We start from the raw sequence: 20137 nt of genomic DNA, 5'->3' as shown, positions 1-20137 counted from the left end.
GCGCGGTGACGACGCCAACTCCCGCCACCACCGTGGTGGCCCATCCCAACATCGCGCTGGTGAAGTACTGGGGCAAGCGGGATGAGGCCTGGGCGCTGCCGGTCACCGGCAACCTGTCGATGACCGTGGACATCTTCGCCACCCCCACGTGCGTGACGGTGACGCCCCAGGCGTCGGCCGACCGGCTCGTGCTGAACGGGCACCACGCCGCCGGTCGGGTGCGCCGCTTGCTGGACCTGGTGCGCGAACGGGCAGGCCGCAGCGAGCACGCGGTGGTCCGGTCGCGGAACCAGGGGCCGACCGGGGGTGGGGCTGGCGTCGTCGCCACCCTGACCGTCGCCGCCGCGTCGGTGTATGGGCCGCAACTGGACGCGCGGGCGCGGTCGCGGCCGGCGCGGCGGGGTCGGCCTGCCGGTCGCTGTTCGGCGGCTTCGTGCACTGGCACGTCGGCACCGGGACCGGGCAGGAGGGGGACGAAAGCTCCTTCGCCGAGCCGGTGCCGGTCGGCGCCGTCGCGTGGACCGTGGTCATCGCCGTAACCGATGCCGGCCCCAAGACGGTGTCCAGCAGGGGCGCCATGCGGCGACCTCGCCGCTGTATCCGGCGTGGGTCCAGGCCGGCCCCGCCGATCTCGACCAGATGCGCGACACGCTGGTCCGCGGCGACCTGGCGGCTGCCGGTGAGATCGCCGAGGCCAACGCGCTGGGCGTGGGCCTCCCCCGGAGGCGCACCCCCGCGTCAAAGTGCGGGATCGGGGTTGCGGCGCGTGATGTGCAGGTGTGTGGCGGTGCTGGTGCTGACCTGCTCGATGCACTGGTAGCGGTCGAGGCCGCCGTCCAGGTCGTCGAAGAGGCGCTCCCCGCCGCCGATGAAGATCGGGGCGATGACGAGGTACAGGTCGTCGATCAGCCCGGCCCGCAGGAATTGCCGGATGGTGGTTGCCCCTCCGGCCAGCAGGACGTCCTTGCCGTCGGCCGCGTTGAAGGCAAGCTTCAGCGCGGCCTCGGGGCCTTGGTCGACGAAGTGGAAGGTGTTGCCCCCTTCCAGGCTGAAAGTGGGCCTGGGGTAGCGGGTCATCACGAAGACGTCGTTGTGGTAGGGCGGGTTGGGACCCCACCATCCCGTCCACGAGTGGTCCGGCCACTCGCCTCGGACCGGCCCGAACATGTTGCGGCCCATGATGGTGGCGCCGACGCCGTTCTCGGCCAGCAGGATCCGGTCGTTGTCCAGGCCTTCCACACCGCCGTCGAGTCCTTGTGCCGCTCGTACAGCGCGGGTGGCGAACATCCAGTCGTGCATTCCCTCCACGCCGTCGCCGAACGGGGCGTCCAGGCGCTGGTTCGGACCGGCGGCGTATCCGTCTAACGAAATCGTGAAGTTGTGTACGCGCAGTTTGGGCATGTCAGTGCTCCCTTGTGAACGGCCGCGGCGACGGTGGTTTGTGTCCTACGGCAACAGATGTATCCGGCGGATACAGTGGTATAAGCTAGACACAGGCATTGAGAGATTGCAACCCCACCCGAGAGCAGGACCTGACATGTCGAGCTCCCCATTGCCGGACACCTCCCGGCTTCTGTGGTCGAAGGCCGGCAGCCGGGGCAGGCGACCCCCGCTTTCCCACGACAAGATCGCGCGCACCGCGATCGGCATCGCCGATGCCGAGGGCCTGGACGCGGTCTCCATGCAACGGATCGCCGCCGACCTCGGCTTCACGAAAATGGCGCTGTACCGCCATGTCAGCAACAAGGCGGAGCTGCTCGCGATCATGATCGACATGGCGGTGGGCGAGCCGCCCGCCGTCTCGGAGGTCCCCGGGGGCTGGCGCCCACGCACGGAGTATCTCCTCCAGTGCCTGACGGAGACGTGGTCTCGCCATCCCTGGCTACCCGGAGCCACTGTCGGCGAACGGCCGATGGGACCCAACGAAGTGGCCTGGACCGACCGGGCGGTCGAGGCGCTGTCGGGCACCGGCCTAGGTGGCGACGAACGACTGGCGGCCGCCTTCATCTTGTTCGCTCACATCCGCAACACCCAGTCCATCGCCACGGCGGGAACTCAGCCCTGGGCCTCAGGCGGACGCTTCGCCACCGCCCTGACCGAGCTGCTGCACAGCAGGCGTGATGAGTTCCCCGCACTCGCCGAAGCCATCTCCGGTGGCGCGGACGCCTTGACGGACAACGCCCGGCGCTTCGGCCTCGACCGCATCCTCGACGGCCTGGCCGCTCTCATCGCGCAACGGACATGACCGCGCCAGCCGGCCCATTCCAGCCGGGCAGTGCTTCCCTGGGCGGCCGCCCAGGGAAGGCGTTTGTCCGCCCCGCCGGACGCCCGGCGGGGACTCGTCTGGGCCAACGGGTTCCTGCTCGGCCGCTACTGGGACATCGGCCCGCAGGTCACGCTGTACTGCCCGGCACCGCTGCTGCGCGCCGGTGAGAACACCGTGACGGTCCTCGAACTGGAACGGCTCGGCGCGACCCTGGAGCTGCGCGAGCGCCCCGAGCTGGGCCCGCCGGAGGAGTACGTCGAGGAGTTCGGCTGACCCGCCGGCCGCTCACCGCTGGAGCCGGGCCTCGGCCTCGGCCAGGAAGACGTCGAGCACCCCGTCCCCGATCCGGGGCTGGGCCGCGCCCCAGCGGTTGCGCGGCGGGCTGACCCGGACGGCGCGCGCCTGCCGCTGCAGGTCACGCGACTCGGCGAGCAACGCGGCCGCCTTGGCCTCGTCCCCGGCCTCCCGGGCCTGGAGCGCGTCCAGCAGGTCTGCCATCGCCCTGCCCCACAGCTCGGTGGCGTCCAGCCAGGACGCGGCGTCGTCGGCGAAGCCCTTCTGCACCGCTCCGCCGCGGATGGTGGCCGGCGCCGTGGCGATGGCCTTCGCGTACGGCCGCAGCGCGGCGATCGCCTGGGCGCGCCGCCCGGAGTCCCATGCCTGCCAGAACGCGGCCACCCGCGCGGCGAGCTCGGGCGCCTGGGTCTGCCAGGGGGTGCCGCCGAAGGTCGGAGCCATGTGCTCCAGGTCGCCGAAGACCAGCAGGGCCGCGGTGGCCGCCTGGTCGCCGCCGGCGAGATAGGCCATGGCGCGCGGCCAGCTCCTCCTCGCGTCGTACGCCCTGTCGTTCCAGGTGAAGTCCGCGGCGCCGAAGACCGCGACCTTGCTCGCGTACGGCTGGTTCATCGGGTTGGCCACGATGCCGGACAGGTGCGCGGCCAGGCCGCCCTCACGCTTGTCGTAGGGCGCCAGCAGCAGCCGGCCGCTGGTGTTGCCGTAGTCGTTGACCGGGTAGTTGTCCCAGACGAAGACCTTGCGCCCGAACAGCTGCGCCGCCTTCTCGGCCTGCGCGTTGGTGATCTCCGGCGGCACGGTGTCGGTGCCGGTCCACATCACCTCGACCGCGGGGTCGAGGGAGGCCCGCATGGTCTGCTTGTACGTGGTGTCGGTCAGGTCGCCGTACTCGGTGGGCACCATCTGCAGGGGCCGGGCGCCCTCGTGGGTGGCGATGAAGTCGCGCTGCAGGTCGTTGAGCAGGTCGACCTGGGCCTTGGCCGCGGCGGTGCGCCCGGCCGCGCCGTACGCCGCCTCGTCGGCCGCGCAGTTCCAGCGGGTGTAGCTGATGTCGTCCAGGGGGATGGAGAACGCCCTGGCGCCCAGGTCGTAGAGCGCCTGCAGCTTCCGCTTGAGGATGTCGCGGTCCGCGCGGTCGGAGTAGCAGATCGACACGCCCGGGGAGAGCGCGAAGGTGAAGCGGACGTGGTTCGCGCCGGCCCGGGCCACCAGCTCGCCCAGCTCGGCGAGCTTGTCCGCCGGGTACGGGTCGCGCCACTTGTCGCGGTGGTAGGGATCGTCCTTGGGGGCGTAGATGTAGGTGTTGGCCTTGACGTCGCCGTAGAAGTCCATCTGGTCGAGGCGTTCGGCGTGGGTCCACGGCGCGCCGTAGAAGCCTTCGATGGTGCCGCGCAGCGGCATGGACGGGAAGTCGCTGACCTGGACCCCCGCCACCTTCCAGCCGCCGCCGGACGGGACGAACAGCTGGCGCAGCGTCTGCACGGCGTAGAACTGGCCCGCGGCGTCCTTGCCGCCGAGCGCGATCTGGCGCGGCGTGCCGCCCGAGACCCGCAGCGCGTATCCCTCGGCCTGGCCGGGCACGACCGTGTCGCCGAGCGCCTGCGCGATGTCCGGGCGGGCCGCTGGGCCGAGGCGCACCTTGAGCAGGCCGGACGTGCCCGCGGGGATCCGGTCGGGGGCGACCGTGTCCACCCGGCCGGCGCCGTGCGACTTGAGCTCCTGTACGAGGCGGTCTCGGGCGGCGGGGTCGGTCTGCGCGTCGGCGACCACGAGCACCCGTCCGGTGACGGCGGCGGCGGCGCCGAGGCCGGTCAGCGACTGCGGGGTCGGCGACACCGAGGGTAGGGGCGGGGCGGGAGCGGCATGGGCCGCGGGGACGGGCAGGAGCGCCCCGGCACCCAGGGTCGCGGCCAGCGCGAGGCACGCCGCAGGGGTGATCTTGCGTCTTCTCACGGAAGTCTCCACTGGTCCATACCCATGACGGGTGAGGGCTCGCGCCTTTCTTGCCGCGGTCTAGACCGGCAATCTGATCATCACCCTAATATCGGGATCTTTACTGTCAAGAGTTGCGATGCAGCACATGTCCGGCAAACCTCGCGAATGAACCGGCCTGTGCCCCTCCGCGTATCCGATGGATATGAGGGCAGCGACGCGGATCTACGCCGGTTGGGTGGTGGCGGCGGGCGTCGTGGTGCTGGTCGCGGCCCTGCGGTTCGGGGGTGCGAGGACGGAGCCGGTGATCGCCGGCCTGCCCACCGCCGGCCCGGTCACCGAGTGGGGCCTGCCGCTGGTCAAGCTCTGCTACGACCTGTGCGCGGTGGCCACCCTGGGAACGCTGCTGGCCGCCGTCGTCCTGGCTCCGGCCGGCTCGCCCGAGAAGGCGGCCTGCCTGCGGGCGGCCCGGTGGTGGGCGCTGGGATGGGCGGTCACCGCCGCCCTGAGCTACCCGCTGACCATGTCGTACGTGCTGCCGTTGCCCGTCACGGATCTGGTCGCCGATCCCGGCCTGCTGCGCTACGGCCTGACCATCCCGCAGGCGCGGGCGCTGCTGCCGGTGCTGGGCGCGATCACCATGGTGGTCCTGGCCACGCGGCTGCCGCGCCTGCCCGGCTGGATCGCGCTCGCGGTCGCCGCGTTCGGGCTGCTGCCGCCCGCCTACGTCGGGCATGCCGCCTCGGCCGCCGACCACGACGTCGCGGTCTCCGCGCTGACGGCTCACCTGATCGCGGTGTCGTTGTGGGTCGGCGGGCTGGGCGCCGTCCTCATCCACTTCCGCCGCGCCGGCGACCTGCGGGTCGTGCTGTCCCGGTTCAGCACGATCGCCCTGTGCTGTTTCGCGGCCGTGGCCGTCTCCGGGGCGGTGGGGGCGTGGGTGCGGCTGAGCGCGGTGTCCGATCTCTGGCGGACCGAGTACGGCCAGTTCCTGCTGGCCAAGACCGCCGCGCTCGCCCTGCTCGGCCTGTTCGGCTGGACCCACCGGCGCCGCACGGTCGCGCACGTCGCCGACCGGAGCGCGCGCCACGTCTTCGTCCGGCTGGCGGCGGGCGAGATGATCGTGATGACGGCGGCCATGGGCCTGGCCGTCGGCCTGTCCCGCACCCCGCCGCCGCCCCCGCCTCCGGGCGCCGTCGACGCGCATGAGCGCCTGCTGGAGTACGACCTGCCGCCCTTCACGCCCGGCGCGCTGCTCACCGAGCTCCGCCCGGACTCGCTCGTCCTGCTGCTCCTGGCCCTGCCCGCGGTCGGGTACCTGGTCGGCGTGCGCCGCGTGGGGGACTGGCCACCGGGCCGCACGATCGCCTGGTACGCCGGCCTGGCGCTCCTGGCGCTGGTCCTGCTCAGCGGGATCGGCGGTTACGCGCGGGCGATGCTGTCGGTCCAGGCCCTGCAGCACGTCGTGCTGGCCGTCGTCGCTCCGCTCCTGCTCTGCCTCGGCGCCCCGCTCACCCTCGCCGCCCGGGCCACCTCGGAGTCCTCCCAGTACGGCGACCTCGGCGCCTGGCTCCGCAAGCGCAGGCTGACCTTCCTCGCCCTGCTGCCGGCGGCGTACATGGTGGCGTTTCCGCTGCTGTACCGCACCGGCTGGCTGGCCTGGTCGCTGGCCGGCCACGCCGCCCACCTGTTCACCATGGCCCTGTTCCTGGGCGGCGGGCTGCTGGTCTTCTGGGCGCTGGCCGGGGCGGACCCGATGCCGCGCCCCGTCTCCCGGCCGCTGCGTGCCGGGCTGCTGGGCGGCGTGCTGGTGGCGCAACTGGCCGTGGGGGCGCTGCTGCTGCTCGGCCCGCCGGTCGCGGCCGACTGGTTCTACCTGGTGGGCCCCGACGACGCGCCGGACCTCCGCACCGACCAGCAGCTGGCCGGGGCCGTCCACCTGCTCGTCCCGCTGCTCCCGCTCGCCCTCCTGGTCGTACGTCCGGCGCGGCACGTTCCAAGTCCGTGATCCAAGAGATACATGGTCAATCTTCCATTATGTGGGGATTAATAAATACGTTCGGGAAACGCGCGCATTTTCGACCCGGGTCCTCCCTCCACGTTCCGAGGAGCAATGATGCGTTCCCGACTGCGCAAGGGCGTGCTCGGCGCCGTGACAGCCGTGGCCGTGGCCCTGTCGCCACTGGCGTTCACCGGCCCGGCCAGAGCCCACGGGGGTGGTGAGTCCGCCGTCCGCAAGCTCGTCAAAGCCGTTTCCGGTAAGAACGTCAAGAAGCACCTGTGGGCTTTACAGGCCATCGCGAAAGCCAATGGCGGGACCCGCGTGTCCGGCACTCCCGGCTTCGACGCCTCCCGCGACTACGTGGCGCGCAAACTCCGCGCCGCCGGGTACGACGTGACGATCCAGCCGTTCGAGTTCACTTTCGACGGATACAAGACGCCGCCGGTGCTCAAGCGGACCAGCCCGGACCCGAAGGCGTACACGTACGGGTTCTTCAGCGACTACGTGGCGATGCAGGACTCGCCGGCGGGCGCCGTCAGCGGCACGCTCCAGGCCGTCGACCTCGTGCTGCCGCCCGGTCCGGCGGCCAACAGCTCGAGCTCGGGCTGCGAGGCGAGCGACTTCGCCGGCTTCACCGCCGGCAACATCGCGCTCATGCAGCGCGGCACCTGCAGCTTCCGCGTCAAGGTGGAGAACGCCATCGCGGCGGGCGCGGCGGCGGCCGTCGTGTTCAACGAGGGGCAGGAGGGCCGCACCGAGATCGACTTCAACCCGGTGCTCGGCGGGCCGGGCATCACGATCCCGTCGTTCTTCACCCGCTTCTCGGTCGGCCAGGAGCTGGCCGCCGCCGCGGGCACGACGGTCCAGCTGAACTGGGACCCGATCGTCGAGACCCGGACCACGTACAACGTGATCGCGCAGACCAGAAAGGGCAACCCGGACAACGTGGTCATGCTCGGCGCCCACCTCGACAGCGTCCAGGAGGGGCCCGGCATCAACGACAACGGCTCGGGCAGCGCCGGCACCCTGGAGGTCGCGCTCCAGTTCGCCAAGACCAAGCCGAAGAACCGGGTGCGCTTCGCCTTCTGGGGCGCCGAGGAGTTCGGGCTGCTCGGCTCCGAGCACTACGTCGCCTCGCTGTCGCCGGAGGAGCGGGCCAGGATCACCCTCTACCTCAACTTCGACATGATCGCCTCGACCAACTACACGTTCGGGATCTACGACGGTGACGGCGACGCGTTCGGCACCGCCGGTCCTCCCGGATCCGACGTGATCGAGCAGGACTTCGAGAAGTTCTTCGCCCGGCGCGGGCTGCCGTTCACGGCGACGGCGTTCACCGGCCGCTCGGACTACGGGGCGTTCATCGCGGCCGGGATCCCGGCGGGCGGCCTGTTCACCGGGGCGGAGGAGCTCAAGACCGAGGAAGAGGCCGCCGTCTTCGGCGGCACTGCGGGCGCCCCGCTCGACCCCTGCTATCACTCCGCCTGCGACACCATCAAGAACATCGACGACAAGGCGCTCGACGTGAACTCGGACGCGATCGCGACCCTGGTGGGCACGTACGCGTTCGACACAAGCGCGATCCCCGCCGACCCGGCGCCCACCGCCGCCTCCCGGAGCGGTGACGCCAGGCACACCCACAAGCCCGCCGACTCGGCGAGCTGATCTTCGACGGCGCCCGCACCCGCGTGGTGCGGGCGCCTCATCCCGCAGGTCAGCGGCTCGGTGGCGCGTCAGCCGGCGGCCGAGGTCTCGGAGGCGCCGCGTGCCGCGAGCATGCGCCGCATCAGGTCGATCTCGGCCTTCTGGGCGGCCAGGACGGCTCCGGCCATGCGGCGGACCTGCGGCTGCCGGCTCCCGACGGCCGCTTGAGCCATCTGCACGCCGCCCTGATGGTGGGGAATCATCAGGCGCAGGAACAGGACCTCGGCGTCCTTGCCGTCGGCCTGCTCCAGCTCCTTGATCTGGGCCGCGGTGGCCATCCCGGGCATGGGCGCGGCCTTGGTCACGTTGTGGTGGCTCTGTCCCATCCAGGCCATGCGCGGCTGCAACGAGGCCTGGGACAGGCCCCACATGTCCAGCCAGGCGTACATCTGCCCGATCTGCTGCTGAGTGGTCGCGATGTCGTACGCGAGCGTCCTGACCTCCCGATCGCCGGTCCGATCCCGGACCATCAGCGCCATCTGCACGGCCTGAGCGTGATGAGCCTGCATGTCACGGGCGAAACCCGCCTCCACCGAGGTGTCCGCGGGCGGCCGGGGGCAGAGCAGCGCGAGGCCGAGGGCGGCCACCGCGAACGCCAGCGCGGCGGTCGCGGGCACCAGCACGCGGCGCCGCGGCAGAGCGGCCGGCACCCTCATGCGGACGGCTCCCCGACCCCGCCGGTGCACGTAGCCCCAGGCTCGGGCGTCCCCGGGCCGTTGATGTTGGCTTTCAGGAACGCCGGCAGGCGCGGATCGTCGGCGCTGTCCAGCTTGAGCTGCTTGCCCCAGGAGCTGAGCGCGACCGCGGACGACAGCCCCGGGTAGGGGGACAGGAGGACGAAGTCGCGTCCCCTGGCATGGTCGAGCAGCATGTCGAGCTGCTCTTTCGGCAGTCCCGGCCGGTAGGCCACCCAGACCGCTCCGTGCTCCTGGCTGTGGACCGCGTTCTCGTTGCGGACCGGATCGGTGTAGACGCCGCAGTTCTGCCAGGCCGGGGAATGGTCCCCGCCGACGGGCGGCGCCTGCGGATACGTGACCGGATCGCTGGTGTGATTGCGCTGCGTCACGTTGATCGTCTGCACCGCGTCCAGCGACGTGCGGGCGCGGTCGTTGAGCCAGAACACCGTTCCCGCCGCGGCCAGCGCGCCCACCCCGGCCACCGAGACGCCGATCGTGACGACCCGGCGCCGCAGCTCCTGCCGTCGCTGCTGAGCCTGCAGCGCGGAGAGCCGCTCCTTGATCGTGCCCTGCGGCTTGTCGCCCATTCGACTGCCTCTCCCTGCGAACTTCTACGTTGCGTAGAAGTTCTACCGCATGTCGAATACAGGGGCCATAAGGGCGACGGACCTCTACTGGCCTTGGCGCCTTACGAAGATGCGACGATAAGCTGCTGATCAGCAGGGCGTCCGCGTCAGCCATCGCTCAGGGGCCGCTCTGACGGGCGAAACGCGGGTGGGAGGGATCGGCCGCGTCGCGGCGAGAGATTTCTCCGGGGCCGTGTCGATCCGCGGGCCGCTCGTTCGACGTGTGGGTGCGAGGGCCGAGAGGCGGCCGCGCCGGACGAGGAGAACGCGATGCCGAAGTACCTGCTGATCATGCGGGGCACCGACGAGTCGAACGCGGCCATGATGGCCGACATCGACGAGATGATGGCCATGACCCGCCAGTTCATCGAGGAGATGGTCAAGGCCGGCGTTCTCCTCGCGGCGGAAGGGCTGGACGATCCGGGTCAGGGCGTCGTGGTCGACTTCAGCGGCGAGGCCCCGGTGGTCACGGACGGGCCGTACGGCGAGACCAAGGAACTGTTCGGGGGCTTCTTCCTGCTCGACGTCGCCTCGAAACAGGAGGCGGTCGAGTGGGCCAAGCGGGTCCCGGCGGCCCCCGGGTCCAAGATCGAGGTCCGGCGGGTGCCCGGGAGCGACGAGGTGCCGCAGGTCGGCCAATGATCATCAAGGACAGGGCCGGGCGCGAGAGCAACGGCCGGATCTGATGGATGCGGCCGATGTCGAGGTCGTCTGGCGGATCGAGTCGGCGCGGATCGTCGCCGCGCTGACCCGGTTCACCGGCGATTTCGGGCTGGCCGAGGACGCGGCCCAGGAGGCGGTGGCCGAGGCGCTGGTGTCGTGGCCGCTCGCCTCTCCGGCGAATCCGGCCGGCTGGCTGATGGCCACGGCCCGGCGGCGGGCGATCGACGCGATCCGCCGCCGGACCGCCCTCCAGGACCGGTACGCCCTGCTGGCGGCCGACTTGGCGGTTGACGAAGAAATCGATCCCGACAAGATCGATGACGACGTGCTGGCGCTGATGTTCATCAGCTGCCACCCGATGCTCTCCCCCGAGGCCCGGGTGGCGCTGACCCTGCGCGTGGTCGGCGGCTTGTCCAGCGAGGAGATCGCCCGCGCGTTCCTCGTACCCGTGCCGACCGTGCAGGCCCGCATCACCCGGGGCAAGAAGACGATCGCGGCGGCAGGAGTGCCGTTCGAGCTGCCGCCGGCCGCCGAGCGCCGGGAGCGGCTGGGCGGCGTGCTCAGCGTCCTCTACGTGATCTTCACCGAGGGGTCGACGGCCACGTCGGGCGACCGGCTGCTGCGCCCCGACCTCGCGTACGAGGCGATCCGGCTGGCCCGCACGCTGGCCGCGCTGCAGCCGGACGAGCCGGAGGTGCACGGCCTGCTGGCGTTGTTCGAGCTGACGGCCGCGCGTTTCCCGGCCCGGACCGGCCCGGACGGTTCGCCGGTCCTGCTGGACGAGCAGGACCGGCGGCGGTGGGACTTCTCGGCGATCCGCCGTGGGCTGGCCGCGCTGGCCAAGGCATCGACTCGGGGCCTCGGCCCCTACGGCCTGCAGGCCGCGATCGCCGCCACCCACGCGTCGGCGCCCTCGGTCGAGGCGACCGACTGGGACCGGATCGTGGTGCTCTACGAGGCACTCGGCCGGGTCGCGCCCTCGCCGGTGGTCGAGCTCAACCGGGCCGTCGCCGTTGCCATGGCCTCGGGCCCGGCGCAAGCCCTGGCCATCGTGGACGAGTTGATCGCCTCGGACCGGCTCCCCGGTTCGCATCTGGTCCCGACCGTACGCGGTGAGCTGCTGGCCCGGCTCGGACGGCGACCGGAAGCGCGCGCCGAGCTGGAACTGGCGGCCCGGCTGTGCGCCAACCAGCGCGAACGCTCAGTGCTGCTGCGCAAGGCGGCCACGCTGAGTTGACTTCTCCAGCTCGGCCGGTCGTGCCCGCTGCGCAGCTTGGTGCCGGTCGGGCCGGCCCGGCGGCGCCTCGCGACGTCGTCGAGCCGATGGGGGAGGTCACGCATCGTCCGGCAGCGGTTCGCCGGTCTCCAGCAGCGACTTCAGGCTCGACACCACGTTCGGCCAGCCGTGGCTGACCATCTCGGCCAGGCTCGATCCGGGCTCGAAGCCGTCGTGCACGACGGTGAGCTTCACGACCTGCGCGGCCTCCTCGATCGTGAAGGTGACCTTCGAGCGGGCCTCGCCGGACAGCCGGGCGAGCAGTTCCTCGTCCCAGCCGAAGCGCTTGGCGAGCTCCGGGGTGACGGCGTGCCAGGTGTAGGAGAGCCGGCTGTAGGGATCGGCCTCCAGCACGACCTGCTCCGGGTCGCTGATCAGCACGCCGTGGTTGTCCCAGGTCATCGGCGAGCCGACGGACCAGTCCGTGGTGAACTCCGTGGCCCAGTAGCGGCGGGTGAAGGCGGGCTCGGTCAGCGCCTGCCAAAGTTTCTGCGGGGTGGTGCGGATGTAGGTGGTGTAGACGAAGGTCGGCGCGTCCATCGGGGTCTCCTCCAGGGCGAGTTTCAGGTCCGCCAGGGCTTGGACCCTGGCCCGGTCGTAGCGGCTGATCCACCGGTGGGCGATCTCGTGCACGGGCGCGGCGTTGAGGTAGTGCAGCTTCTCCCGGCCCCGCCGCACGGTGGTGACGAGCCCGGCCTCCTCCAACACCGCGAGGTGCTTGCTGACGGACTGCCTGGCCATGTCGAGTCCGGCGCACAGCTCGCGCAGCGTCTGCCCGTTGCGGGCGTTGAGCGAGTCGAGCAGCGCGCGCCGGCTCGGATCGGCCAGCGCCTTGAACACCTCGTCCATGCCCGCCCCCGCATTCAGGTTGCCGCCTGTCAATATGCAGCCTTCCGGCTGCCTTTAATTTAGGCAGCCAGATGGCTGCCTGTCAAGGCATGCGGCTACGCTGTGCCCGTTCCCCCGCGCCCATTCGTGAACGCCTGCTCCGGGCGGGTCGGTGGGCACCGCATCGCCATCGCCCGGGCAGGCACCCTCAACCGAGCCCGCCTCCAGGATCAGGCGAGCTGCCCGGCCGCCGTGCGCGCCGCCATCCGCCGCTCGAACCACACCGAGGTGAACGGCGGCACCGCGCACACCAGGCCCAGCACCACGGCGCCCCGGCTCCAGCCCGCCTCCCGCGCCGAGAGCACCACCCCCGCCGCGTACAGCACGAACAGCGCGCCGTGGATCGGCCCGAACACCTTCACGCCGAGCTCGCCGGTCTCGGTCACGTACTTGAAGAACATCCCGACCAGCAGCCCCGCCCACGAGCACGCCTCGGCCACCGCCACGAGTCGAAACCAGCGCAGCACAATCCACCCTTTCGTCCGGTTAACGCCCTTACTCTACAAGCCGTAGAGCACGACCCGATCACTGGTCCGGACGCAACGCCGGGCGATGTCGCCTCCCCCTACCGGTTCGTGCTGCCGGCGACCACCGGCTCGACAGTTTCCGCAACGTGCTGGACAACCCCCACGTCGGGCTGCCGTTCATCGTGCGGGGGATGAACGAGACCCTGCGGGTGAACGGCCGCGCGGCGTTCCTGCGCTCGTCCCTGTGGAAGCCCGAGACCTGGCCGGACCGCAGGAGCCTGCCCACACTCGGGCAGATCGCCAAGGACCGGATCCAGTCCGGGCGCGGGCGGGCTTGGAGCCCGTCAGGGGAGCGGGGGGAGCGGCTGGTCGTGGAGCCAGGCCGACAGCAGCGGTCCCACCGGCTGGGTGGCGTGCCGCTGGACGTGTGCGGCGAAGTCCGGGGTGGTGACGTTCGCGTGCCGGCGCCCGGCCGTCCAGGCGCGCAGCATGGGGAAGAAGGCCCCGTCGCCGAGAGCCTGGCGCAGCGCGTGCACGGTCAGGGCCCCCCGCTTGTACACGCGGTCGTCGAAGAGCGTGCCCACCCCGGGGTCGGTCAGCACGAAGTCCTGCGGGAGGGCGGTGAGGCGCTGGTGCCAGCGCCGGGCGTGGGCGGCGGCGGGCTGCCCGCCCGAGGCCTCCGACCAGAGCCATTCGGCGTAGGTGGCGAACCCCTCCTGCAGCCAGATGTCGCTCCAGCAGGCCACCGTGAGGCTGTTGCCGAACCACTGGTGCGCCAGCTCGTGCGCGACCAGCCGCTCGGACCCGCGCCGCCCGTCCACGTGGTTCCTGCCGAAGATCGACATGCCCTGCGCCTCGACCGGGATGTCCAGCTCGTCGTCGGCCACGACGACGACGTAGCCGCCGAACGGATAGGGCCCGAAACGGTCGGTGAACGCCGCCATCATCTCGCCCTGCCGTCCGAAGTCGTACCGGACGCGGGTGGCCAGGCGCGCCGGATGGGCCACCTGGGCGCCCGCGACCTCCATGAGCCGGTAGCGCCCGATCTGCACGCTGGCCAGATAGCTCGCCATGGGCTCGGGCTGGTCGTAGACCCACGTCGTGGTCCCGCCCGCGCGGTGCTGGTCGACGAGCGCCCCGTTCGCGACGACCCGGTACGGCGACGCGGTCGTCACGGAGATCCGGTACGACGCCTTGTCCCCGGGCCGGTCGTTGCACGGGAACCAGGACGGCGCGCCGATGGGCTGCCCGGCGACCAGCGCGCCGTCGGACAGCTCCTCCCAGCCCAGCCCGCCCCACGGGCTCGACACCGGCACCGGCCTGCCCGAGTAGCGGACCTCGACACCGGCGACGGCGCCCGCCGGCAGCGACCAGGGCAGCGTCACCCGCAGCTTGCCCTGGCCGTGCAGGTGGCGGGCGGGAATGCCGTCCACGGTGACGCCCTCGACCCGGAAGCGGCCGAGATCCAGGTCGAGCACGCTGAGGGGTTCGGCGGCCGTCACCGTCAGCAGGGCCGTGCCCTCGAGCCGGTTGTTGGCCAGCCGGTACTTCAGCGTCAGGTCGTAGCGCGACACCATGTAGCGGTGGTCGCCGTGCCCGGGGAAGTACGGTGTCATCGCCACGCCGAGATGGGATTGCCGAACCATCGCGTACGGCCGGGCACCGACTCCCCGCGCATGACGAGCGAGGCCGGCCCGATCGTGGTGTCGGCGCCCACCCGCGCGGCGGGCAGCACCACGCCGTGCGGGCCCAGCGTCGCGCCCGTCTCGAGGGTCACGGTGTCCATGTTCATGACCCGGTCGTGGAACAGGTGGGTCTGCAGGACGCAGCCCCGGTTGACGCAGGCGCCATCACCCAATGTCACCAGATCCGCCTCTGGCAGCCAGTACGTGTCACATGTGACCCCATGCCCGATACGCGCCCCGAGCGAACGCAGCCACACGTTCAGCGGCGCGGTCCCCAGCCACGGCTGCGCGAACCAGGGCGCCGCCAGCACCTCCACGAAGTTGTCCGCGAGCTCGTTGCGCCACACGAACGAGCTCCACAGCGGCCGGCTGCCCGCCCGGATCCGGCCGACCAGCAGCCATTTGGCGGCCGTCGCGACCAGGGCGGCGGCCACACCCGCGGCCAGCAGCACCACGCCGCCGAGCGCCAGCGTCACGGCGAAGCCGTGGCCGGCCGCGAGCCACTCGAAGGCGGCGGCGACCAGGACGGCGAGCGCGACCGCGCACATCGCGGGCACCACGCGGAACGCCTCGACCAGCGCCCTGGCCGCCTTGTACCGGGCGGGCGGGTCGTAGGTGCGGCTGCGGTCGGCGTCCTCGGCGATGCGGCGCAGCTCCATGGGCGGCATGCCCACGTACGACGAGCCGGACCTGGCCTTCTTCGGCGTCGCCGACAGCACGCCGACCAGGCCGTCCTTGGGCACCTTGCGGCCGGGCGCGGTCATCCCCGAGTTGCCGAGGAAGGCGCGCTTGCCGATCCGCGCGGAGGCGATGCGCATCCACCCGCCGTCCAGCTCGTACGGGGCCACCATCGTGTCGTCGGCCAGGAACGCGCCGTCGCCGACGGACGTCATCGTGGGCAGCGCCAGAACCGTGGACAGCTCGACGCCACGGCCCACCTTCATGCCGAGCGCCCGCAGCCACACGGGCGTCAGGACGCTGGCGTACAGGGGGAACAGCCAGACGCGCGCCGAGGCCATCAGCCGTCCGGTCGCCCACGCCTGCCACGCCTGGCGGCTGTGGACCGGATGACGGCCCGCGTGCAGGCCCAGCCCGAGCAGCCGCACGCTGACCAGCGTGACCAGGGCGAAGGCCGCCATGCCCGCGAGGGTCGCGGCCGGCACGCCCGGCAGGGCGGCGGCCAGGGCCTCGCCGATCGTGCGCGCGTCACCGGCGAACGCGGCCAGGACCGCGAGCCCGGCCGCGGCCGCGACGGCGGGGAGCAGGCTGAGCAGCATGGCGCTCACCCCGTACACGGCGGCCCAGAACCGGGAGCGGGCGGGCCGCTCCGCCGGGCGCCACCGGCGGGACTTGCCCTGCCGGAACGCCGGCGCGCCGGCCCAGTGCCGGCCCGCCGGAACGGTGCCGGCGACCGCCGATCCGGGAGCGATCTGGGCGTTCTTCCCGATCCTGGTGCCGGGCAGCAGCGTCGAGCGGGAGCCGACGGTCGCGCCCGCGCCGATCCTGATCTCGCCGACGCGCAGCAGGTCGCCGTCGTACCAGTAGCCGCTGAGATCGACCTCCTGCTCGACCGAGGCGCCTCTGCCGAGCTTGAGCAGCCCCGTGACGGGCGGCGGCGAGTGCAGGTCGGCGTCGGCGCCCACCTGGGCGCCGAGCAGCCGGGCGTACCACGCCATGTACGGGGCCCCGGCCAGGTCGGGCACGCCGAGCCGCTCCGCGAACCGCTCGGCGAACCACACCCGCAGATGCAGGCCGCCGCCGCGCGGATAGGCGCCGGGCCGCACGCCGCGCAGCACCAGCCGGGCCACGGCCGCGGACAGGCCCATCCGCCCCGCGGGGGTGACGAACAGCAGCGCGCCCAGCGCCACCCACCACCACGACAACGCCGGGGCCCACGGGGGCGCGAGCAGGTTGCCGAGCGCGGCGAGCAGCACGATCCAGCGCGCCGCGCCGGCACTCAGCAGCACGACCATGAGCGCCGCCTGGGCCAGCTCGGCCCGCCTGGGCATCGGGGCCACCGGCCGCCGCGCCGGCTCGGCCTCGCCCCTGTGGGACAGCAGCCGGGCCAGCGCGCCGAGCGTCGGCTGGGCGTACACGTCGCCCACGGCCACGTCGGGATGGTCGGCGCGCAGGACCGACACCAGCCGGGCCGCCGCCAGGCTGGTGCCGCCGTCGGTGAAGAAGTCGGCGTCGGGGCCGCTCGGCGGCACGCCGAGCACAGCGGTCCAGTGCCCGGCCAGCCGCGCCTCGGCCGGGCTCAGCGCGACCTCGGCGGCGGCCGGCTCGGTCAGCGGCCACGGCAGCGCGGCCCGGTCGATCTTCCCCGAGGTCCTCGTGGGCAGCGAATCGACCGGCGCCAGGCGCGGCACCAGGGCCGCGGGCAGCGTGTCCGCGAGGCGGTCGCGGGCCTGTCCGAGGTCGAACCCCGGCTCGGTGACGACGTAGCCGACGAGCACCTGGTGGCCACCGCCGGCGGTGCGGACGGCGGCGGCCGCGCCCGCGACCCCGGGCAGCGCCCGCAGCGCGGCGTCCACCTCGCCCAGCTCGATCCGGCGGCCACCCAGCTTCACCTGGTCGTCGGCCCGGCCCGCGAAGATGAGCCCCTCGGGTTCGGCGCGTACCAGGTCGCCGCTGCGGTAGGCGCGCTGCCAGCCCAGCGAGGGCAGCGGCGCGTACTTCTCGGCGTCCTTGACCGGGTCCAGGTAGCGGGCCAGGCCGACGCCGCCGATCACCAGCTCGCCCGTCTCGCCCATGGCCACCGGTTCGCCCGCACCGTCGACGACCGCGAGGTCCCACCCGTCGAGGGGCAGGCCGATGCGGACCGGGCCGTCGCCGGTGAGCCGTGCCGCCGTGGCCACCACGGTGGCCTCGGTGGGGCCGTAGGTGTTCCACACCTCGCGCCCCGGCACGGCCAGCCGCTCGGCCAGCTCGGGCGGGCAGGCCTCGCCGCCGAAGATGAGCAGCCGGATGCCGTCGAGGTGCTCGGCCGGCCAGAGCGCGGCCAGCGTGGGCACGGTCGAGACGGCCGTGATCCGGTGGCCGGCCAGCCACGGGCCCAGGTCCATCCCGGTGCGCACCAGGGCTCTGGGCGCCGGCACGAGGCAGGCGCCGTGCCGCCACGCCAGCCACATCTCCTCGCAGGAGGCGTCGAAGGCCACCGAGAGCCCGGCCAGCACCCGGTCACCGGGGCCCAGCGGCCGCTCCTGCAGGAACAGCCCCGCTTCCGCGTCCACGAACGCGGCGGCGGACCGGTGCGTCACCGCGACGCCCTTCGGCTTGCCGGTCGAGCCGGACGTGAAGATGATCCACGCGTCGTCGTCGGGCTCCGGCGGCGCGGGAGCCCGGCCGGGGGTGCCGGTCACCGTGAGCTCCCCGGAGACGATCGCGTCCACGCCGGCCTCGGCGAAAACCGTCTCCGCGCGTTCGGCCGGGTCGTCGGCGTCGACGGGCACGTAGGCGGCGCCGGCGGCGAGCACGGCGAGGATGGACACGTACAGCTCGGCGGTTCCCGACGCGAGGCGCACCCCGACCCGGGAGCCGCGGCCGATCCCGGCGTCGGCGAGCCCGGAGACCAGCCGGTCCACCTCGGCGCGCAGCGAGCGGTAGTCGAGGATCACGGTGCCGTCGTCGATCGCCGGCGCGTGCGGGTGGCGGCGCGCGGTCTCGTCGAGGACGTCGATGAGGGTACGGGGCGGCGGTGCCAGCACGCCCGCGGGGTAGACCGCGGTCGCGGCCCTCAGGCGTAAGTCGGCCGGATTGCTGCGCAAGCGGTGCTCCCTGGATGGACGACGGGGACATGCCAGGGTACGCCCACCGCGTCGAGGATCAGGCCGGCGGGTGACCGGGGAAAGTTTCAATCGGCGCGCCGTCGAATCATCGAAATTTTTCGGACGACGGCCCTCCGTGGCGACGACCGCCCCTCGCCCCGCGTCATGCAATGACCAGCGAAAAACGCCGGAAGGACGGGCTGACCGGCCGTCAGCGGGGCGGAAAACCAGGGTTCGACCAGGTGTCGCCTGTTTGTTTCATAGATTGACGTAATCGGAAACGCGGTCGTAACCTCCGCGTCAGTGAAGCGCGCTGATTCGTCCGATGCGAGATTCCTCTCGACCTTCGAGGATGCAATCAATGAATTTGCTCTTGACCATCAAAGGCCGTACCCGATCGATCGCCGTCCCCGCGGCAGCCGTCCTGGTCACCGCCACCGTGCTGGTAGCCTCCGCCGGACCGGCGCAGGCGGCGGCCCCGGCCGACGGCGGCGTGTACACGCTCGCCTCCGGGGCGAGCGGCAAGTGCGTCGAGGTGACGGGCGCGTCGGCCGACAACGGCGCCCTGCTCGTCCAGACCGCCTGCGTCCCCTCCGCCGCCGGCCAGCAGTTCAAGGCGGTGGCGCGGGGGAGTGCGTTCAATCTGGTCAACGGCGGCAGCGGCCGGTGCGTCGACGTGCCGGGCGCGTCCACGGTCTCCGGTACGCAGTTGCAGCAGTGGGGCTGCGGCGACGGCGGCAAGACCAACCAGCATTGGACCTTCACGCCCTCCTCCACCTCGGGCAAGTACCTGGTGAAGAGCGTCGCGACCGGGCTGTGCGTGAGTGACAAGGACGGCTCCACGGCGGGCAACAACCCCATCGTCCAGGAGACCTGCTCCGACGTCGCCCGCATGCAGTGGTCCGTCAACTCCGCCTCCGGCGACCGGGTCTGGTCCAACAACGCCGACGGGTTCGCCGCCACCAGCGGCAACGGCCTGGCGACCACCACGGGAGGCGCGGCCGGCGCCACGGTCACCGTCACCACCTACGCCGACCTGGTCAGGTACGCCACCGCCGCCGAGCCATACGTCATCAAGGTCAACGGCGCGGTCACCGTCACGCCGTACGGCACCGAGATCAAGGTCGCCTCCAACAAGACCATCGTCGGCGTCGGCACCCGGGGCCACATCGTCAACGGCGGCTTCTTCCTCGGAGCGGGCGTCAGCAACGTCATCATCCGCAACCTGACCATCCGCGACACCCGCATGGCCGACGACGACCCCGACGACAAGCTGTACGACTACGACGGCATCCAGATGGACACCGCCCACCACATCTGGATCGACCACAACACGATCACCCGGATGAACGACGGGCTGATCGACAGCCGCAAGGACACCAGCTACCTGACCGTCTCCTGGAACGTCCTGTCGGAGAACAACAAGGCGTTCGGCATCGGCTGGACCGACAACGTCACGTCGCGGATGACGATCCACCACAACTGGATCCACGACAACAACCAGCGCAACCCCAGCACCGACAACGTCGCCTACGCCCACCTGTACAACAACTACCTGCAGAACATCACGGGCTACGGCAACTACTCGCGCGGCGCCACCAAGATGGTGATCGAGAACAGCTACTACGACAACGTCAAGGACCCCTACTACAGGGACGACGCCGCCCAGCTCCGCCAGAGCGGCAGCATCGTGGTCAACTCGACGGGCCGGCGGGAGACCGGCGGCTCCGCCTTCACACCGTCCTCCTTCTACTCCTACACCCTGGACCCCGCGGCGCAGGTCCCGGCGCTCCTTCGCACCTACGCGGGCCCGCAGGCCGGCATCGGCCTGTGACCGACCCCTCGGGCCGGTCCCAGGGCCGGCCCGAGGCACCCCCACCTCAGGAAAGG

The 20137-nt window shown here is 72.0% G+C and carries 15 protein-coding genes and 1 pseudogene; 8 read left to right on the top strand and 8 right to left on the bottom strand.

The window, feature by feature from the left end:
- Positions 1–5 precede the first annotated feature (5 nt).
- Complete coding sequence (locus tag ACFKCF_RS18725) at positions 6–539, top strand: hypothetical protein (protein WP_394495142.1); 534 nt, start codon at positions 6–8, stop codon at positions 537–539.
- A 199-nt stretch (positions 540–738) separates the two neighbouring features.
- Here ACFKCF_RS18725 and ACFKCF_RS18720 read toward each other — a convergent pair whose 3' ends face one another.
- A complete protein-coding gene (locus tag ACFKCF_RS18720; RefSeq protein WP_394495140.1) occupies positions 739–1401 on the bottom strand; it encodes a dihydrofolate reductase family protein in 663 nt (220 codons plus the stop codon).
- Between the two features lie 136 nt (positions 1402–1537).
- Here ACFKCF_RS18720 and ACFKCF_RS18715 point away from each other — a divergent pair, with 136 nt between their 5' ends.
- Together ACFKCF_RS18715 and ACFKCF_RS18710 are read left to right on the top strand one after the other, a co-directional pair.
- Positions 1538–2245, top strand: coding sequence for a TetR/AcrR family transcriptional regulator (locus ACFKCF_RS18715; RefSeq protein WP_394495138.1), 708 nt, complete (start codon positions 1538–1540; stop codon positions 2243–2245).
- A 63-nt stretch (positions 2246–2308) separates the two neighbouring features.
- A complete protein-coding gene (locus tag ACFKCF_RS18710) occupies positions 2309–2539 on the top strand; it encodes a beta galactosidase jelly roll domain-containing protein (protein WP_394495137.1) in 231 nt (76 codons plus the stop codon).
- A gap of 12 nt (positions 2540–2551) precedes the next feature.
- Here ACFKCF_RS18710 and ACFKCF_RS18705 read toward each other — a convergent pair whose 3' ends face one another.
- Complete coding sequence (locus tag ACFKCF_RS18705; protein ID WP_394495135.1) at positions 2552–4513, bottom strand: beta-N-acetylglucosaminidase domain-containing protein; 1962 nt, start codon at positions 4511–4513, stop codon at positions 2552–2554.
- 184 nt (positions 4514–4697) lie between these two features.
- Here ACFKCF_RS18705 and ACFKCF_RS18700 point away from each other — a divergent pair, with 184 nt between their 5' ends.
- Together ACFKCF_RS18700 and ACFKCF_RS18695 are read left to right on the top strand one after the other, a co-directional pair.
- A complete protein-coding gene (locus tag ACFKCF_RS18700; RefSeq protein WP_394495133.1) occupies positions 4698–6500 on the top strand; it encodes a cytochrome c oxidase assembly protein in 1803 nt (600 codons plus the stop codon).
- A 105-nt stretch (positions 6501–6605) separates the two neighbouring features.
- Entirely contained in the window at positions 6606–8159 is a 1554-nt protein-coding gene (locus tag ACFKCF_RS18695; protein WP_394495131.1) for a M28 family metallopeptidase, read from the top strand.
- 68 nt (positions 8160–8227) lie between these two features.
- Here the strand turns inward: ACFKCF_RS18695 and ACFKCF_RS18690 are convergent, their stop codons facing one another.
- A complete protein-coding gene (locus ACFKCF_RS18690) occupies positions 8228–8854 on the bottom strand; it encodes a DUF305 domain-containing protein (protein WP_394495129.1) in 627 nt (208 codons plus the stop codon).
- Positions 8851–9462, bottom strand: coding sequence for a DUF3105 domain-containing protein (locus ACFKCF_RS18685; RefSeq protein WP_394495127.1), 612 nt, complete (start codon positions 9460–9462; stop codon positions 8851–8853). The genes ACFKCF_RS18690 and ACFKCF_RS18685 overlap by 4 nt, the downstream gene beginning before the upstream one ends.
- 309 nt (positions 9463–9771) lie before the next feature.
- Here ACFKCF_RS18685 and ACFKCF_RS18680 point away from each other — a divergent pair.
- Both ACFKCF_RS18680 and ACFKCF_RS18675 read left to right on the top strand, forming a co-directional pair.
- Positions 9772–10187 (top strand): annotated as a pseudogene (locus ACFKCF_RS18680) (YciI family protein).
- Positions 10187–11401 carry an RNA polymerase sigma factor gene (locus ACFKCF_RS18675; protein ID WP_394495126.1) on the top strand — a complete coding sequence of 405 codons (1215 nt, stop codon included), beginning with the start codon at positions 10187–10189 and terminating at the stop codon, positions 11399–11401. Before ACFKCF_RS18680 ends, ACFKCF_RS18675 begins: the two are co-directional and overlap by 1 nt.
- 96 nt (positions 11402–11497) lie before the next feature.
- On the opposite strand, the gene ACFKCF_RS18670 is transcribed toward ACFKCF_RS18675, so the two are convergent.
- The 4 genes from ACFKCF_RS18670 to ACFKCF_RS18655 all read right to left on the bottom strand — a co-directional run bounded on the left by ACFKCF_RS18670 (position 11498) and on the right by ACFKCF_RS18655 (position 18247).
- The gene (locus ACFKCF_RS18670) at positions 11498–12289 is read right to left on the bottom strand and encodes an ArsR/SmtB family transcription factor (protein ID WP_394495124.1); all 792 of its coding nucleotides are present in this window, start codon (positions 12287–12289) and stop codon (positions 11498–11500) included.
- Between the two features lie 209 nt (positions 12290–12498).
- Positions 12499–12795 (bottom strand): DUF3817 domain-containing protein, encoded by a 297-nt coding sequence (locus ACFKCF_RS18665; RefSeq protein ID WP_394495123.1) that lies wholly within the window; start codon positions 12793–12795, stop codon positions 12499–12501.
- A 344-nt stretch (positions 12796–13139) separates the two neighbouring features.
- Positions 13140–14411, bottom strand: coding sequence for a M1 family metallopeptidase (locus ACFKCF_RS18660; RefSeq protein ID WP_394495581.1), 1272 nt, complete (start codon positions 14409–14411; stop codon positions 13140–13142).
- Entirely contained in the window at positions 14408–18247 is a 3840-nt protein-coding gene (locus tag ACFKCF_RS18655) for a Pls/PosA family non-ribosomal peptide synthetase (protein WP_394495121.1), read from the bottom strand. The genes ACFKCF_RS18660 and ACFKCF_RS18655 overlap by 4 nt, the downstream gene beginning before the upstream one ends.
- A 361-nt stretch (positions 18248–18608) precedes the next feature.
- Here ACFKCF_RS18655 and ACFKCF_RS18650 point away from each other — a divergent pair, with 361 nt between their 5' ends.
- The gene (locus ACFKCF_RS18650; RefSeq protein ID WP_394495119.1) at positions 18609–20081 is read left to right on the top strand and encodes an RICIN domain-containing protein; all 1473 of its coding nucleotides are present in this window, start codon (positions 18609–18611) and stop codon (positions 20079–20081) included.
- Positions 20082–20137: the final 56 nt, after the last annotated feature.

Source organism: Nonomuraea sp. JJY05 (assembly GCF_043496855.1).
Taxonomy (GTDB): Bacteria; Actinomycetota; Actinomycetes; order Streptosporangiales; family Streptosporangiaceae; genus Nonomuraea.
The sequence above is the reverse complement of the archived record's forward strand: the minus strand, read 5'-3'. Positions and strand labels throughout refer to the sequence as shown.

Excerpts from the sequence above, each read along its gene's own strand:
- ACFKCF_RS18650 (WP_394495119.1), top strand. The coding sequence starts at position 18,609 with ATGAATTTGCTCTTGACCATCAAAGGCCGTACCCGATCGATCGCCGTC.
- ACFKCF_RS18690 (WP_394495129.1), bottom strand. The coding sequence starts at position 8,854 with ATGAGGGTGCCGGCCGCTCTGCCGCGGCGCCGCGTGCTGGTGCCCGCG.
- ACFKCF_RS18720 (WP_394495140.1), bottom strand. The coding sequence starts at position 1,401 with ATGCCCAAACTGCGCGTACACAACTTCACGATTTCGTTAGACGGATAC.
- ACFKCF_RS18670 (WP_394495124.1), bottom strand. The coding sequence starts at position 12,289 with ATGGACGAGGTGTTCAAGGCGCTGGCCGATCCGAGCCGGCGCGCGCTG.
- ACFKCF_RS18675 (WP_394495126.1), top strand. The coding sequence starts at position 10,187 with ATGGATGCGGCCGATGTCGAGGTCGTCTGGCGGATCGAGTCGGCGCGG.
- ACFKCF_RS18700 (WP_394495133.1), top strand. The coding sequence starts at position 4,698 with ATGAGGGCAGCGACGCGGATCTACGCCGGTTGGGTGGTGGCGGCGGGC.
- ACFKCF_RS18685 (WP_394495127.1), bottom strand. The coding sequence starts at position 9,462 with ATGGGCGACAAGCCGCAGGGCACGATCAAGGAGCGGCTCTCCGCGCTG.
- ACFKCF_RS18695 (WP_394495131.1), top strand. The coding sequence starts at position 6,606 with ATGATGCGTTCCCGACTGCGCAAGGGCGTGCTCGGCGCCGTGACAGCC.
- ACFKCF_RS18660 (WP_394495581.1), bottom strand. The coding sequence starts at position 14,411 with ATGACACCGTACTTCCCCGGGCACGGCGACCACCGCTACATGGTGTCG.
- ACFKCF_RS18715 (WP_394495138.1), top strand. The coding sequence starts at position 1,538 with ATGTCGAGCTCCCCATTGCCGGACACCTCCCGGCTTCTGTGGTCGAAG.